General features: G+C 44.6%; 15 protein-coding genes. 10 read left to right on the forward strand and 5 right to left on the reverse strand.

Features of this window, described 5'->3' with window-relative positions; all coding sequences use genetic code 11:
• Positions 1–42: 42 nt before the first annotated feature.
• The 4 genes from F8C76_RS15540 to tsaB are packed head-to-tail and all read left to right on the forward strand — an operon-like array spanning position 43 to position 4,470.
• Positions 43–1,242, forward strand: coding sequence for an ABC transporter permease (locus tag F8C76_RS15540; RefSeq protein WP_249042435.1), 1,200 nt, complete (start codon positions 43–45; stop codon positions 1,240–1,242).
• 34 nt (positions 1,243–1,276) lie between these two features.
• The gene (locus F8C76_RS15545) at positions 1,277–2,389 is read left to right on the forward strand and encodes an efflux RND transporter periplasmic adaptor subunit (RefSeq protein ID WP_129655413.1); all 1,113 of its coding nucleotides are present in this window, start codon (positions 1,277–1,279) and stop codon (positions 2,387–2,389) included.
• Between the two features lie 37 nt (positions 2,390–2,426).
• Entirely contained in the window at positions 2,427–3,776 is a 1,350-nt protein-coding gene (locus F8C76_RS15550; protein WP_129655411.1) for a TolC family protein, read from the forward strand.
• A 16-nt stretch (positions 3,777–3,792) separates the two neighbouring features.
• On the forward strand, positions 3,793–4,470 hold the full coding sequence (tsaB, locus tag F8C76_RS15555) for a tRNA (adenosine(37)-N6)-threonylcarbamoyltransferase complex dimerization subunit type 1 TsaB (RefSeq protein ID WP_152132558.1): 678 nt from the start codon (positions 3,793–3,795) through the stop codon (positions 4,468–4,470).
• Here the strand turns inward: tsaB and F8C76_RS15560 are convergent.
• The 4 genes from F8C76_RS15560 to F8C76_RS15575 form a co-directional block, all read right to left on the reverse strand.
• Complete coding sequence (locus F8C76_RS15560; RefSeq protein ID WP_152132559.1) at positions 4,467–5,288, reverse strand: mechanosensitive ion channel family protein; 822 nt, start codon at positions 5,286–5,288, stop codon at positions 4,467–4,469. The genes tsaB and F8C76_RS15560 overlap by 4 nt on opposite strands.
• Positions 5,289–5,365: 77 nt before the next feature.
• Positions 5,366–7,480: a thioredoxin domain-containing protein gene (locus tag F8C76_RS15565; RefSeq protein WP_152132560.1), complete on the reverse strand. Its 2,115-nt coding sequence runs from the start codon at positions 7,478–7,480 to the stop codon at positions 5,366–5,368.
• Between the two features lie 60 nt (positions 7,481–7,540).
• Positions 7,541–7,741, reverse strand: a complete 201-nt coding sequence (locus tag F8C76_RS15570) for a dodecin family protein (protein ID WP_116217249.1) — start codon at positions 7,739–7,741, stop codon at positions 7,541–7,543.
• 70 nt (positions 7,742–7,811) lie between these two features.
• Positions 7,812–8,708 (reverse strand): NifU family protein, encoded by an 897-nt coding sequence (locus F8C76_RS15575; protein ID WP_152132561.1) that lies wholly within the window; start codon positions 8,706–8,708, stop codon positions 7,812–7,814.
• A gap of 129 nt (positions 8,709–8,837) precedes the next feature.
• On the opposite strand from F8C76_RS15575, the gene F8C76_RS15580 reads away from it, so the two are divergent.
• On the forward strand, positions 8,838–9,833 hold the full coding sequence (locus tag F8C76_RS15580; RefSeq protein WP_152132562.1) for a PorP/SprF family type IX secretion system membrane protein: 996 nt from the start codon (positions 8,838–8,840) through the stop codon (positions 9,831–9,833).
• 50 nt (positions 9,834–9,883) lie between these two features.
• Here F8C76_RS15580 and F8C76_RS15585 read toward each other — a convergent pair whose 3' ends face one another.
• Positions 9,884–11,053: a VWA domain-containing protein gene (locus F8C76_RS15585; protein ID WP_152132563.1), complete on the reverse strand. Its 1,170-nt coding sequence runs from the start codon at positions 11,051–11,053 to the stop codon at positions 9,884–9,886.
• A 232-nt stretch (positions 11,054–11,285) separates the two neighbouring features.
• On the opposite strand from F8C76_RS15585, the gene F8C76_RS15590 reads away from it, so the two are divergent.
• The 5 genes from F8C76_RS15590 to F8C76_RS18855 form a co-directional block, all read left to right on the forward strand.
• Entirely contained in the window at positions 11,286–13,241 is a 1,956-nt protein-coding gene (locus F8C76_RS15590) for a tetratricopeptide repeat-containing sensor histidine kinase (RefSeq protein WP_170284043.1), read from the forward strand.
• A complete protein-coding gene (locus tag F8C76_RS15595) occupies positions 13,241–13,972 on the forward strand; it encodes a LytR/AlgR family response regulator transcription factor (RefSeq protein WP_152132564.1) in 732 nt (243 codons plus the stop codon). The genes F8C76_RS15590 and F8C76_RS15595 overlap by 1 nt, the downstream gene beginning before the upstream one ends.
• Before the next feature lie 563 nt (positions 13,973–14,535).
• On the forward strand, positions 14,536–15,045 hold the full coding sequence (locus tag F8C76_RS15600) for a gamma carbonic anhydrase family protein (RefSeq protein ID WP_152132565.1): 510 nt from the start codon (positions 14,536–14,538) through the stop codon (positions 15,043–15,045).
• Positions 15,046–15,122: 77 nt separating this feature from the next.
• Positions 15,123–16,004, forward strand: a complete 882-nt coding sequence (gene fabD / locus F8C76_RS15605) for an ACP S-malonyltransferase (RefSeq protein ID WP_152132566.1) — start codon at positions 15,123–15,125, stop codon at positions 16,002–16,004.
• A 90-nt stretch (positions 16,005–16,094) separates the two neighbouring features.
• On the forward strand, positions 16,095–16,475 hold a 381-nt coding region (locus F8C76_RS18855), incomplete at its 3' end, for a hypothetical protein (RefSeq protein ID WP_211372159.1).

The following is a 16,475-nucleotide window of genomic DNA, read 5'->3' on the forward strand; positions in this document are numbered from 1 at the left end:
AGAGACTTGTGGATAGAGATTTTTCATACGCTGGGCAAGAATATGTTCAGGACCTTCCTCACCATGTTGGGGGTCATCTTTGCCATGGTCATTTTGGTGCTGTTATTGGGTTCTGCCAATGGGATGAGCAATGGATTCAACAAGATATTTGCAGGAACCGCTTCCAATAGCCTCTTTGTTTGGGGGCAATCCACATCAGAACCCTATAAAGGGTTTGAAAGAGGTAGAAGGATCCGGTACAAGATTGAAGATGCCGATATCTTAAAAAAACAGATTCCGGAAATTGAAGTGTTGGCACCACGTATTGAATTGGGTAGCCATAGGAGTGTGGTCAGCGTGTATAGAAACGGACAGACCAGTGGCTCGGCAGTTTATGGGGATTACCCGGAGATAGACGAAATCACCAAAAAGAAATTGGTGGAAGGTAGGTTCCTGAACCAAACCGATATTGAACACTCCAAAAAGGTTTGCGTCATTGGGGAAGAAACTTATAAGCTTTTGTTTGACAAAGGGGAAAAGGCCATTGGGCAGGATATCCGTATCAACGGGGTGTACTTTTCGGTGGTAGGGATTTACAAACCCAACAACAACATCAATATCGATGGGGAGAATGCCGTGTTTATTCCTTTTACCACTTTTCAAAAAGCATTTAACTCTGGAGACCGTATGGGGTGGATGGCCATAGCCGTAGACCCCAAAACCCCGGTGCCATTGGTAGAAAAACAGATCAAGGATATTCTCAAGCATAAGTACGACATCCATCCAGATGATGATCGGGCCATAGGTAGTTTTGATATGTCCGAGATATTCAACAATATCACCAGTTTTACCATGGTACTCCAAGGTTTCTCCTTTTTTGTTGGGATTTTTACGCTGTTGGCCGGTGTCATTGCCATCAGTAATATCCTGTTGATTACGGTGAAGGAGCGTACCAAGGAGATTGGAGTACGAAGGGCCTTGGGGGCCACGCCCAAAATCGTAAAGCGTCAAATTGTGGTGGAGGCTATTGTGTTGACAGCTTTTGCCGGATTGGTCGGATTTGCCATTTCCGTTGGGATATTGGCCATCATGAATTCCATGTGGGGTAGTGGAGACGATTTTCCCTTTGCCAATCCCATGATCAGCATACCGCAGTTTGTCATATCGTTTGTCTTAATGGTCGGCTTGAGTGTACTCATTGGGCTGTTGCCGGCAAACAGGGCGGTCAAGGTAAGGCCCATAGAAGCATTAAGGGAAGAATAATCAATACAAATAATAACGAATCAAATTAGTCATAATGAACAAATATGTAAAGTACGGATTGATTGGGGTTGTGGTCATAGGTATTTTGGCCGCTACCGTATACTTTCTCAAACAAAACAGTACACCGGCCGAGCTCTACAAAACCGAGACCGTGGAGCGGAAGGATATTGTCAACAAGGTGATTGTTACCGGAAAGGTCATTCCAGAGGATGAAATCAACATTAAACCCCAAATATCAGGGATTATAGATAAGATTATTTTGGAAGAAGGGGTCAAGGTCAATGCCGGGGATCTTATTGCGGTGATCAAGGTGGTTCCCAATGAACAATCCTTGAACCAAGCGGCAGGAAGGGTTCGTACTGCAGAGCTGTCATTGAACAATGCCAAGATTGAGTACGATAGGAACAAAGTGCTCTTTGATAAAGGCGTGATTTCCAGTCAGGATTTCAACAACCTAAAATTGACCTTTGACCAAGCCACACAGGAATTGCAAAATGCCCGGGCGGATTACCAAATCATCAAAAAAGGGTCGTCCGGAGGGTCTGCCAGTGCCAACACCAATATTAGGGCCACGGTATCGGGAACCATTTTGGAGATACCGGTGAAGGAAGGTGATCAGGTGATCCAAAGTAATAATTTCAATGACGGTACTACCATTGCCACCATTGCGGATATGTCCAAAATGATCTTTGAAGGCGAAGTGGACGAAGCCGAAGTTGGGAAATTACACGTGGGAATGCCCTTGGATATCAGTTTGGGTGCCCTTGAAACGGAAAAATTTTCGGCAAAATTGAAGTTCATTGCTCCAAAGGGAGTAGAGGAAGAAGGAGCCGTTCAGTTTAAGATTGAAGGCGATTTGGCCCTGACCGATAGCACCACATATGTGAGAGCCGGGTATAGTGCCAATGCCTCCATTGTCTTGGAGGAGAAAAAGGATGTTTTGGCCATCAAGGAAGCTCTACTACAATTTGATAAGGAAACCGAAAAACCTTACGTAGAGATCGAAGTGGGTGAGAATGAGTTTGAGCGTAAGGATTTGGAATTGGGTGTCAGTGACGGCATCGATGTGGAAGTGGTTTCGGGGCTTGAGGAAAATGCCAAGGTCAAGATCTGGAACAAGCTCGAAAAGAAAAGTGATGCAGAATAAAAAAGTCACCTTTTCCAAGAACAAAATCAAAAAACGAATGAGAAATATCATAACAGCCATAGTGCTCCTTTTTGCCATGTCCCTCTCCCAGGCACAGGTTCGTAAATGGACCTTGTTGGAGTGTGTGCAGTATGCCATGGAGCATAATCTGACCGTTGAACAATTTGAATTGGATCTTGAAAACGCCAAAATAGACAAGTCGGATGCCTTGGGAAATATGCTGCCTGATTTAAATGGGTCAACATCCGTATCCAGCAATACCGGGTTTTCCATTAACCCTACCAATAACTTGCCTACCAATAGCACGGCATTCAACGTGAATGCCGGTATAAGCTCCAATATCACCTTATTTGATGGATTGCGCAATATGCGGCAGCTCAATAGGGCCAAGCTTAACGCCATCGCCAATCAATACCGGTTGGATAACCTTAAGGATGATATTCGGCTGAATGTGGCCAATGCCTATTTACAGGTACTGTCCAACAAAGAGCAATTGAAGACCTTTAAGGCGCAATATGCGGTAACCGAGCAAGATTTGAAACGTACCAAGGAACTTGTGGAATCTGGAGTGGTGCCCAAAGGTGATCTTTTGGAAATTGAGGCCACGGCAGCAAGTCAGGAACAGCAGATTGTGAACGGGGAGAGCATGGTGCTCATCTCTAGGGTAAATCTTGCGCAATTGCTTCAAATCACCGATTATGAAAATTTTGATATCGCCGAGGAAGAGTTCGACGTGCCTCCTTCCGATATCCTTAGCAATTCTCCCAAGGTGATTTTTGACAAGGCCGTAAGCTTTAGAAGCGATATCAAGTTCTCGGAATCTTCCGTGGATTTGGCAGAAGAGGATTTAAAAATAGCCAAGGGAGCCTACTATCCTAGTTTAACAGCATTTTTTCAATATGGATCAAGGTATTCGGATGTAACCCAAATTCCTGATGGAAATGGAGGGGTATATACCCCGAACTTCACCGATCAGTTGTGGATATTCGATGGTATCTCTTACGGAGCGCAGTTGAGTGTCCCCATTTTTAATGGGTGGAGAACCAAGAACAGCGTAAAGCGCTCAGAAATCAGTTTACAAAAGGCCAAGTTGCAATTGGAACAGGACAAGTTGGATTTGGAGACTACCGTGCAACAAGCTTATGTGGATGTGGGTACTTTTGAAAAGGCCTATGAGGCCGCTCTGAAAACCTTGGAAGCACGCAGATTGGCCTATGAATATGCCAAAGAACGCTATAATGTTGGGTTAATGAATGCCTTTGATTTCAGTCAGGCACAGGCCCGGGTGGACAATGCGGAGGCCGAAGTGATCCGCACCAAATACGATTATATCTTTAGATTGAAAATTTTGGAGTTCTACTTTGGTTTGCCCATTTCCTTAAACTAGTATCTTTGTGGCCGCTATGGCCAGAATACTCAATTTAGAAACCGCGACCACCAATTGCTCTGTGAGCATCTCCGATGGAGATACTATTGTTTTCCTTAAGGAAAACAATGCCATGGAATACTCCCATTCAGAACAATTGCACATTTTTATCAAGGAAGCCTTGCAAGGGGCTTCTTTGTCTTTTTCAGACTTGAATGCCGTATCGGTGAGCAAGGGCCCAGGTTCGTATACGGGACTCCGCATAGGCGTATCCGCAGCAAAGGGACTGTGTTTTTCATTGGACCTTCCGTTGATTTCCATTCCTACCTTGGAAAGTATGGCGCATCAAGTCACCCTAAAGGGTAATGGACTGGTCATTCCGGTATTGGATGCCCGTAGGATGGAGGTATATTCGGCCGTATTTGATGCAGACCATCAAGAAATCCGTGAAACCAAGGCCGAAATCATCACCGAAGACTCATTTAGGGAATATACGGCCCATAAAGAAGTGCATATTGTGGGCAGCGGTGCCCAAAAATGCAAGGACCTCCTTCAGCATCCCAACTTTCAGTTTGACGTTTCGGTAACACCTTCCGCAAAGGAAATGGCGCAATTGGCCCATAAAAAATATGAAGCGAGACACTTTGAGGATGTCGCCTATTTTGAACCCTATTATCTAAAAGACTTCGTTCTACAAGGAAAAAAGAAAGCTTAATCGGCTTGGTGCACCACCCGTTGTGGGAAAGGAATTTCAATCCCAGCGGCATCAAAGCGAAGTTTGGCTTCTTCGATCACATAAAAATGGGCAGGCCAAAACACATCGGTATTGGCCCAAAAACGTAGGGTCAGGTTTACGGAACTGTCGCCCAAGGCCCCTACATAAACTTCGGGGGCAGGCTCGGAGAGGATATTGGGATTGTCCGCACAGATTTTCAACAGAATGTCTTTGGCTTCCTTGATATTGGACCCATATCCAATTCCCACATCAAACTTGTCTCTACGGGTATTTTCCATATTGTAGTTCACAATATTGCCATTGGACAGTTGTCCATTCGGAATTATGGCGATTTGATTGCCAAATGTGCTGAGTTTGGTATTGAAAATGCTTATTTCCTTTACGGTTCCATCCACACCTTGGGCGGAAATCCAGTCCCCGACCTTGAAAGGCTTAAAGATCAAAAGAAGTACCCCGCCGGCAAAATTGGCCAAAGACCCTTGCAGGGCCAAACCTATGGCAAGACCTGCGGCACCGATCATGGCCACCAAGGAAGATGTCTTAACACCGAGTTGGGTAACCACCAAGACAAACAGCAATACTTTTAGGGCAATGCTGATAAAGCTTTGCAAAAAGGATTCCAAGGTCTCATCGTAATCTTTCCTTTGGAAAAATCTACGCACCATCTTATTGATGAAACGGATGATCCATAATCCCACAAAAAATATAACGATGGCCAGAATGAGATTGGGCAACATGCTCAAGGTCCATTCCCAGGCATGATCTATGTAGTCTTGATAATTTTTGAATTCTTCCATATGCTTTTTTTGGTTTGGGGCAAACTAAATAATATTCCGTGAAATCGAAAAAAATGCGATGTAAACAAATGTTAATCCTATTGGAATGACTGTATTTGTTGCATGACCCCTTCCGAAGTAGTGACTGGCAACTTACAGGTGCCTTCAATGCAGACATAGGCGAGGGTTTCTCCATCCACATGCCTGTTTTTTAGGAGTTCCAAATTTCCGTCCTGTTTGGAACCTACCAAAATACTGTTGGGCAGGTACTGTGCACCGACCTCTTTGCCCAATGCTTTGTAATTATCACCTACCAAGGCAATCTCATAGAAATTCTGATTCTCGTAGAGGATTACATGCAGCCAGTTGGCAAAACCTTGGGCACTTCGGTCAAAATCCTTTTGTACATTTTTTACCATTTGGCGGGCAATGTCGCCATAATCTTCCTCGGTATAGAGCTTGTGGAACTTGAGAAGGTTCTTGGCCATGATGGAATTGGAAGCTGAAATGACATTGTCATTGGTTTCAATGCTTCTACGGATCAAGGAATGGTCTTCATCCGAAGTGAAAAAGAACATCCCGGACGCTTCATCCCTAAAATGTTGTTTGGTATAATCCAGTAGTTTTTTGGAATGGTTCAGCCAGGCATCATCAAAGGTTACCTCGTACAATGCCAAATACGCTTCAATCACTGAGGCGTAGTCTTCCAAAAAGGCATTGATATTGCTTTTTCCGGCTTTATGGTTTCGGAACAGGGAATGATCCTCTTTGATCATCTCTTTTTCCAGAAAGCGGGCGTTTTTCAAGGCTAGTTCCAAGTAGGCTTCATTGCCTAAATATCGATAGGCATCCACCAATCCTTTCAACATCAGCCCATTCCAAGAGGTCAATATCTTGTCGTCCAATCTGGGTTTGGAACGTTTTGCCCTTTCTTTTTTTAGGATTTTAAGGCACTTGGCCATTTTATCTTGTAGTTCCGTGACAGAAATTGCATGGTTTTGGGCAATCTCCTCGTTCCCCTTATCCCGGATAAGGACGTAATTTCCTTCTTCCCAAAGGCCATAAGCGTTGATGTTATAATATTCCTTGAAAATGGGGAAGTCATCCCCCAGCAACTGGGTCAGTTGTTCCTCCGTCCAGACATAATAAGCACCTTCCTCCAGTTCTCCTTGCTCGTCCAGGCTATCGGCATCCAAGGAAGAATAGAAGCCTCCGTTTCCATCCAAAAGTTCTTCTTGGACAAATCCAATAGTCTCTTCCACGACCTGTTTGTAGAGCTCGTTTTTGGTCACGGCGTAGGCTTTTGCGTATAGGCTGACCAGTTGGCCGTTGTCATATAACATCTTCTCAAAATGGGGCACATGCCATTTGGTGTCCACAGCATATCGGGAAAATCCTCCTCCTACATGGTCATAGACCCCACCATAGGCCATTCGGGTAAGGGTGGTGTTCACCTGGTCCATGAGTTCGGGTTTGTTCTCTGCGGTGGCATAGTGCAATAAAAAGTCCCAGTTGTTGGGCATCATGAATTTAGGTGCCCTTTGGTATCCTCCCAAGTTAGGGTCAAAATGCTGCGACCATTGATTTACGGCAGCGTCCAACTGGTCCATGGAATATAGGTCGGATTCTGTATCGGTTTCCACCAAGTTAATGGCATGGATACCTCCAGCGAGGTCTGTGGCATATTGGGTGACCCTAGCCCTATCGTTTTTATAGAGTTGAACAATTTGTTCCAAGGATTTTATCCAATTGTCCTTGGGGAGATAAGTGGCTCCCCAGAACGGTTTTCCATCGGGTAGGGCAACGATGTTCAAAGGCCACCCCCCATTTCCTGATAGCATTTGAATGGCATCCATGTAAATTTGGTCCACATCGGGCCTTTCTTCGCGGTCAATTTTAATATTGATAAAATTTTCGTTCATCATTTGGGCCACTTCCTCATCTTCAAAGCACTCTTTTTCCATGACATGGCACCAATGGCATGCCGCATACCCTATACTGATCAACAAGGGCTTGTCCTCTTTTTGGGCACGTTCCAATACCTCCGGACTCCAAGCTTCCCAATTTACTGGGTTATGGGCGTGTTGCAACAGATAGGGACTGGTTTCATGGATTAGGGCATTGGTGTATTTATGCGACACTTTATTGGGTTTTTGATTGCAACTGAGGATTAGGGTGGCCAAGGCCAATACAAGGAGAGCTTTCTTTGGCATACGATGTTTTTAAACAAAAAAAGCGCCCATAAGGGCGCGATCAGGTGTTGTGCCCTTGGGTCATTTAACTTCGAACGTGATTTTTACATTGACTCTATAATCGTCAATTTTTCCATCCTTTACGGTGGCACTTTGTTCATTAATGTAGATGGAACGGATATTCTTTACCGATTTTGAGGCTTGTTCCAACGCATTTTTGGCTGCGTCTTCCCACCCTTTATCTGAATTAGCCAATACTTCGATTACTTTTAAAACTGCCATGGTCATTGTTTTTGAATTTCATTCAATGTAGCAAATTTTAGGCAGAATCCAGAAGAAACCAATCTTAAAATCAGCCATTAAGGGCCACTACCTCATGGATTTTGTCGCCCATCATGTTCTTTAGCATGGTCTCAATACCGTTCTTTAGGGTAAAGGTGGATGAGGGGCAACCACTACAGGCACCTTGTAAGATCACGTTCACGGTTTTGCTTTCCGCCTCATAGGATTGGAACAGAATATTTCCTCCGTCGCTGGCCACGGCAGGTTTCACATATTCTTCTAAAATATCAATGATCTGTTGCGAGGTGTCATCATACTGGGTCTGAGTGGAGGCCTGCTCGGTGGATTCCTTGCTTTTTTGGAGGGCTTCCGCGGAAACCACTTCCTTTCCATCGGCCAAAAAATCCCGGATAAACTCGCGCAACTGCATGGTGAGTTCCTCCCATTCGGCCATATCGTATTTTGAGATGGAAACATAGTTTTCATCAAAAAAGACCTCTTTTACAAACGGAAAATGGAAAAGCTCCTGCGCCAACGGTGAGTCCTTGGCTTCATCAATGTTCTTGAACTCGTAAACCGCGGGAACAATACGCTTATTGGCCACAAATTTCATCACGGCAGGGTTGGGGGTCACCTCAGCGTACACCGTAATGGGTTCTTTTTTCTGGGTGACATCTTCATGGACAACAGGTTCCCCTGCGTTCAGGTATTCCACCAATTGCTGGGCCACTTCGTCCTTTACATCGTCCCATTCCACAATATCAAACCGTTCCAAGGCAATAAAATTTCCAGAAATGTAAACGGTCTTGATGAACGGAAGATAGAAGAGTTGCTGGGCCAGGGGGGAATTCTTGGCCTCATCTATGTTTTTATATTCATAATTGCCCTTGGCCAAAAAATGATTGGCTTCCAATTTTATGATTTTTGGATTGTTGGTGGCAACAACGGTAATGTTATATTCTTTCATGGCGAATCTTTGTGCAAAAATACCAATAGTTGGAATGCGCAGCAAAATATTATAATAATGTATCCAGCAAATCGTTATCTAAATGTTTAATTGCAGTTACAACACAACCATTATAGCCCCAAACGTCACATGAGACGCTACATAACCTCAACGATAGTAACCCTGTTATTTGGACTATTTGCCAAAGCGCAGGAAGGAATCCCGGTTTACTTCGATTATTTGTCGGACAATTACTATTTGGTATATCCTTCCATGGCCGGAATTGCCGAAGGGACCAAAATACGTTTAACGGCCCGTAAACAATGGTTCAGTGTGGACGAGGCACCCAATTTACAGACCTTGAGTATCAACTCCAGGGTTGGGGAGCGCAGTGGTATAGGAGGTATTCTTTTCAATGATTCCAACGGATACCATTCCCAAACCGGATTTAAGGCCACATATGCCCATCATTTGCAATTGGCGGGTGATTTCAGGACCCTCAACCAATTATCTTTTGGACTGAGTGCCGGGGTGATACTGAGTAGTTTGGATGAAACCGAATTCAGGTCGGTATTCCCTGATCCGGTGATCACAGGGGTGAAAAATACAACCAGTTACTTTAATGTGGACTTGGGGGCATCGTACAATTTTCTTGAATTTTATGCCCATGCCGCTATCTTGAATGTTTTGGGAAGCGGTCGGGATCTATACAGTGCTGCTGAATTTGACAATTTAAGGCGGTATTTGTTCTCCGTGGGATATGTTTTTGGTAGAACGACCCGAATAGAGCCTTCCATTTTGTTCCAAATGACCGATTTTACCAAGGAAAAAACTGTGGACCTTAATGCCAAAGTGTATAGGGATGTGAGTTTTGGGACGGTTTGGGGTGGTTTATCGTATAGAAGAAGCTTTGACGGAGCCCAGTATCAGTCCAATGGCGGTTTTGCGGAGCAACGTCTGCAGTTGTTCACGCCCATTATTGGGGTGAATGTGAACAATTTCATGTTCTCCTACAATTATTCCTACCAATCTGGGGATATCCGTTTTGATAATGGAGGCTTTCACCAGATTACCTTGGGATACGATTTTGGACAGAGCGACCAGGGCAAGCGATATGATTGCTATTGTCCCGCAGCCAATAACTAAAATGGCCCACCGCTCTCGGTGGACCACTTTCACAATTGTTCAACAAATAGTTAGTCCCACTTGTAATTTTTCTTTGCCGCTTGGGTCTTGATGGCGGACAAAAGTGCATTTTCCAGTTCGCCGGTTTCCTCCTTTTGGTTTTGGGCAATATAGGCCTCGCGCTTGGCATTGAGTTCCTGAATCTGTTTTTGGACCGCCTGGCGTTCTTCCTTTTTTTCTTTGATGTAGGTGTTGATCTCACTTTCCGATTTTCCTTGAAGCTCTTCGGGGAGGTCCTCAACATCCAGTTCTGAAAGTACCACCTCTTCGTCTTCCACGGCATCGACCAAATCCCATTTGGAGTTATTGTAAAGCCTTGAACTCTTGCTTACGGACCGCTTCACGGCAACCGCGGCCTCCATTTCGGCAGCATTGCTGTCCTGCATGGATTGCATGGCCTTTTTTTGTCTTCCCAAGGCACCATACGAAATGTAGGTGTTGTTCAATTTGGAGTTCAACTTAATGATGATGTCGTCATAGGGAGTGTTTATGTGCACAATCTGTTTGTTGTGATCAATGGCCATGTATTCGCCTCCGGTAAGGGTGGCCCCACTCTTCCACATGGTGGAGATACCCTGTTCGTAATTGCCGCAGAAAATGGTGTTAACAATAACATCGTTCTCCTTGGCATTGGTGGCGGCATCCCTATAATTCAATTTTCCTTGGGTGAAAGGTTCGTTCCCGGCTATAAAGATCATTTTTAGATCATCTGCATTTTTGCCCCAATCCAATTGTTTCAATGAGGTTTGAATGACCTGACCACAAAATTCCTCACCGCCGTTGGTGGTCAATGAAAACAGCTTTTCCGAGATTTCATCCAAGTCGGAACTGAAGCCCAAAACCTGTCTGATGTATCCCTCCCGTGCCGATAGATTGTCATTTCCATATTCATATAGGGAGATTTTCAATAAGGGTCGGGAGTCGTTCCCACACTTGGCATGGGTAAACTCGTTCACAATGTCCCACAATTGTGCCTTGGCCTGGTTGATAAGGCCATCCATGCTGTTACTGGTATCCAAAAGCAAGGCAATCTTTACATATTGTTTGCTTGGTTTTTCGGTAACCGACTTGGTGGTCAAGGCGGTACTCTTAGGTTCCTTCGCCTTCAGGTCGCACCCGTATGACGTTGCTGTAATAAGCAGGCAAAAAGTTATTCCGAATAGATGTTTCAAATGTTTCATGATGCAATGTTTTAAATGATGGGCTAAAAGTACCCGCAACATTTTTCAGGAAAAATCGCAAATGAGGGAAATGACCCTTATAATGAGTGAAGGGAAGATGTGGATTGGTAAAACGGTAAAATAGGGCCACTTAAAGTGGTTTTTGCGGTAAAACCCATTTTTTAATACGCTTGGGATGAAGTAAGTTTACATAACAATGATGCGCAGCGTATACATAGTATTCTTTTTTTTGATGGGACTTTATCATGGGATGGGCCAAGATGGTGTGCAACGCTCCAAATCAACTGCCAGGGAGTCCAATGCCAAAAAGGAAAGCCCTATTTCCCGAGTCATGCTGAGCCATCAGCAATACTTGGACTCCGCTAATTTCTATAAGCGAACTGATTTGGAAAAGAGTATTGATTTTATTGCCCGCTCCATAGCACCTCTGGGAAGTCAAGGGAACAAACAAGAATTGTCGGCCTCCTTGTCCACTCTTGGGGAAATCTATATGTTCCACAAACAATACGATCTGGCCATCGCCAATTTAAAGGATGCCCTTTCTGCCCGGGAGACCAGCAAGACCAAACTATTGTTGGGCAAAGCCTATATATTGAATGGTGAATATGAAAATGCAGAATCTACCCTCACCCCATTATTGGAGGTGAAAAATATGGTGCCCTACCAGCGAGTGGAGCTTTATGAAGCCCTTGGCGATAGCTATAAAGGTCTCTCCAACTTTAAAAAAGCCCAGGAGTTTTACAGGGAAGGACTTCAAATTGCGGAAAAAAACCAAGTGTCCCCAAAAGTCATCGACCTGAACTCTAAAATGGCCGATGCCTATGCCGGTCAAGATCGTACCATTGAAGCGGAAGGGTTTTATCGGAATTCCCTGAACCTTTCAAAGAAGGTGGCTCCGGAACGATCCATCCAGGAAAGTGAAAAAGTTGCCGATTTCTACAATCAGAAAAGTCGGTATGATGATGAGATCCAATTGCGCAAAAAAAGCTTGAACGAACTGCAACAATTGCCCCAACAAAAGGCTACGGCGGCTTCAAGCTCTATAATGCCGGGTTCAGATACCATTACCTCCCAACGCATCAATTACAAAATTGCCAATGCCTATATCGCCCAGGATAAGTTGGATGAGGCCATTCCCTATCTGGAACGAAGTATCGTGGAAGCGGATGAGGATGACGATTTGGTAGTGCAAAAGGATGCGACACGGAAACTGTCCGAAGTCTATAAGTACAAAGGGGATTTTACCAGAGCTTTGGAGTCGTATCAAGATTATGTGGCCGTTGTGGACAGTCTGTATATTAAAAAGGAGCAAGAGATTTCCAGGGCGGCCCGGTTCAATCGGGAGATTGCCAACACCCAGAACCGCATTTCCAGTTTGGAGCAGGAACGGGAACTCAGCCAGAGCAAATACAGTCTGGCCGTAACCGAACAGCAGCTCTATGAAGAAACGAGCAAACGGCAAAAGTGGATCATTTATTCCTTGGCTTTTGGGATTTTGCTCATGGCCTTGACCGCATTTTTGTACTATCGGAGCAATAGACAGCAGAAATTGGCCAACAATCTTTTGGCCTTGAAATCGCTACGCACCCAGATGAATCCCCATTTTATCTTCAATGCGCTGAATTCGGTGAACAATTACATCGCCAAGAGCGATGAACGCAGTGCCAATCGGTTTTTGAGTGAGTTTTCGGTATTGATGCGCAGTGTTCTCGAAAATTCGGAAGAAGATTTTATCCCATTGTCCAAGGAACTGGAATTGTTGGAACTGTACGTGAAACTGGAGCATTCCCGTTTCATGGATAAGTTCGATTATGAAATAGAGGTCGATAAAAAAGTGGACGTTGAAGCGTTTCAGATTCCGCCCATGTTGTTGCAACCTTATATAGAGAATGCCATCTGGCACGGATTGCGGTACAAGGAAGATAAGGGGTTTCTGAAAATTGCAGTGCAACAGCTCGGCAACGATCTATTGGAAATCACCATTGTGGATAACGGCATTGGCCGAAAAAAATCCGCAGAATTGAAGACCAGTAATCAGAAGAAGCAGAAATCCAAGGGAATGGGCAATATCAAAAAACGTATCCATATTCTAAACGATATGTACAAGAACAAGGTCGATGTTTCCATTACCGACCTCAATGAAGATCAAACCGGCACAAAAGTGTCCCTAAAGCTTAAAAAAGATTGATGGAACTACGCACGATCATAGTGGAGGACGAGGCGAACAGCAGGGAAATCCTTCGGAATTATTTGGCAAAATATTGCTCCGGCGTTAAGCTGATGGGCGAGGCCGCCAATATAGAGGAAGGGTTGGTGCTGATCAAAAAACATGAACCCGATTTGGTGTTCTTGGATGTGGAAATGCCCTTTGGCAATGCTTTTGATCTATTGGAGCAAATCCCTGATCGCACTTTTGAAACCATTTTTGTAACAGCGTACAACCAATACGCCATGGATGCGCTAAATCAGCATGCGGCCTATTATTTAATGAAGCCCATCAATATTGATGAGTTGATCAAAGCGGTGGATTATGTAAGGACGATCAAAGAAAAGGAAGGGGCGTTGGAAGGTCAGGTGCTTCAAGCCAAATCGATGAAGGCGGAAGGGAAGATTACCTTGCCGCAACAGGATGGGTTTCAAGTGCTGGAGGTGGGTGATATTTATTTTTGCAAGGCCGATGACAACTATACGGAAATCTATCTGGAGCATAAAAAAATAGTGGTCAGCAAGACCCTAAAATATTTTGAGGATGCCTTACAGGCCTATCCTTTCGCGCGCATCCACAAATCCTATTTGGTCAATGTTACCGAGGTGGTCAAATATAAAAAGGGAAAAGGAGGAAGTGTAGTGCTGTCCAATGGCAAGGAACTCTCCGTGTCCGCATCCAAAAAAGCGGAACTTTTATCCTATTTCCAATAAAGGATTATAGAAAAGACCAAGTCTAAGCACAAAACAAAGTAGGCAAATCGTCATTTCGAAATGAGTCCAGAAGTAACCTGGATGATTGAGAAATCCCAACCAACAGACCTTTAGATTTTTCACTGCTCCTTCGCTGTACGCTCAGGGCAAGGTTCGAAATGACAAAGGCATTCAAGAAAATTTGTGCAATCCGTGTCAAAGCTTAAAAAGATATCTCATAGCTCCTTTACTAAACCCGTATGCTCAGTACAGTGTTCAAAATGACTAATACAGGCAAATCGTCATTTCGAAATGAGTCCAGAAGTAATCTGGATGATTGAGAAATCCCAACCAATAGGCCTAGAGATTTCTCACTGCTCCTTCGCTTTACGCTCAGGACAAGGTTCGAAATGACAAAAGGTATTCGGGAAAATTTGTACAATTCGTGTCAAAGCGTAGAAGGAGATTCTGGGCTATGGGAAGAAATGCAAATCCTTTAGTGAAGTGTGGAAGGTCACATCGAGCGCAGTCGAGATGTTTTTATCCATGAAAAGAACGTAATTTGTAGGACTAACACAGAAAGAATGATATTGAAATCCGTTAGGGGAAAAACCCCTCAAATTGGAAAGGACTGTTTTATTGCCGAAAATGCCACCATTGTAGGGGAAGTTACCATGGGAGACCAATGTAGTGTTTGGTTCAATGCAGTGGTACGTGGCGATGTGCACTTCATTAAAATGGGGAATAAGGTCAATGTGCAAGATGGGGCCGTGATCCATTGCACCTACCAAAAATTCCCGACCACCATTGGCAATAATGTGTCCATAGGACATAATGCCATAGTGCATGGATGTACCTTGAAAGACAATGTGCTGGTGGGTATGGGCAGTATCATTATGGATGATTGCGTGGTGGAGAGCAATTCCATTATAGCGGCTGGGGCTGTGGTGACCAAAGGAACCCATGTGGAGGAAGGAAGCATTTACGCAGGAATGCCGGCCAAAAAAATCAAGGATATCAGTCCCGAACTCCAATCGGGAGAAATTGACCGAATTGCCAACAACTATGTTACGTATTCCAGTTGGTTCAAATAGTTTGTTATTGAGGCATTCTTGCCATTCAACATTCCAAAATATCCCTATTTTTGTGCCACTCACAATAAAAGAACACTATGAACGCATATATTTTTCCGGGACAGGGCGCACAATTTGTAGGAATGGGGTTGGACCTTTACGAAAACCACTCTACTGCACAGGAACTTTTTGAGAAGGCCAATGGAATTTTAGGTTTTTCCATTACCGATATCATGTTTGAGGGCACTCCCGAGGACCTGAAACAGACCAAGGTGACCCAACCTGCTATTTTCTTGCATTCCGTTATTTTGAGCAAGGTACTTGGAGATAGCTTCAAGCCCGATATGGTGGCAGGGCACTCCTTGGGGGAATTCTCGGCTTTGGTGGCCAATGGAACCCTTACGTTTGAGGACGGTTTGAAATTGGTGTCCCAACGCGCCTTGGCGATGCAAAAAGCATGTGAACTAAAGCCTAGCACCATGGCCGCCGTATTGGGATTGGAAGACGGAGTCGTGGAGAAAATCTGTGCTGAGGTCGATGGTGTGGTAGTTCCCGCCAACTACAATTGCCCCGGACAATTGGTGATTTCCGGTGAAGTGGATGCGGTAAACGTAGCTTGTGAAAAATTAAAGGAAGCAGGGGCAAGAAGAGCATTGTTGTTGCCCGTGGGAGGAGCGTTTCATTCCCCATTGATGGAGCCTGCCAGGGAAGAGTTGGCCGCGGCCATAGAAGCAACACAGTTTGGCACTCCCAGCTGCCCCATATATCAAAATGTGACTACAACAGCGGTGTCCAACGCTGATGAGATCAAGAAGAACCTGATCCTGCAATTGACCGCTCCCGTCAAGTGGACCCAAAGTGTACAGCAAATGGTTCAGGATGGGGCAAAAACCTTTGTGGAAGTAGGTCCTGGAAAGGTATTGCAGGGACTGGTGAAAAAAATAAGTCCAGACGCGGAAACAGCATCCGCAGCGGTGTAAAAACCTGTTTTTTTCAAAGCGGTTGTATTTCAACCAAGAAACATAGATTTAAACCGTAAAGTTGTGGCGTTCTAAGCTTTTTTAGTAATATTGGTATTCCCAAAAACCAACCTAAAAACAAGTAAAAGAACGAAACTGGAACTCATAGAACAGCTGATGCTATCTCTCTGTAAAAAGACCTCATTATTTCCTAGTACTGGCCCAAGTCGGATATACATCCTGTTCTGGGCTTTTCTGTTTTTTGGCTTAAGTGTTGGGTATGGGCAGATTATTTCGATTGACGACCCCGCTCCTGTTGCGGAGGGCAATGCGGGCACTGCGACACTGACCTTCACGGTGACCCTTGACGTTGCGGACCTTGTGAACGACACGACCATCGATTATACGATCACGGGCGGCAACGAGGCGGGCAGTGACCAAGTGACTATACCTTCGGGTAGCACGAGTGCCACGATAGATGTGACGACCAAC

Origin of the sequence: Flagellimonas olearia (assembly GCF_009184425.1) — a bacterium.
Classification (GTDB): domain Bacteria; phylum Bacteroidota; class Bacteroidia; order Flavobacteriales; family Flavobacteriaceae; genus Flagellimonas; species Flagellimonas olearia.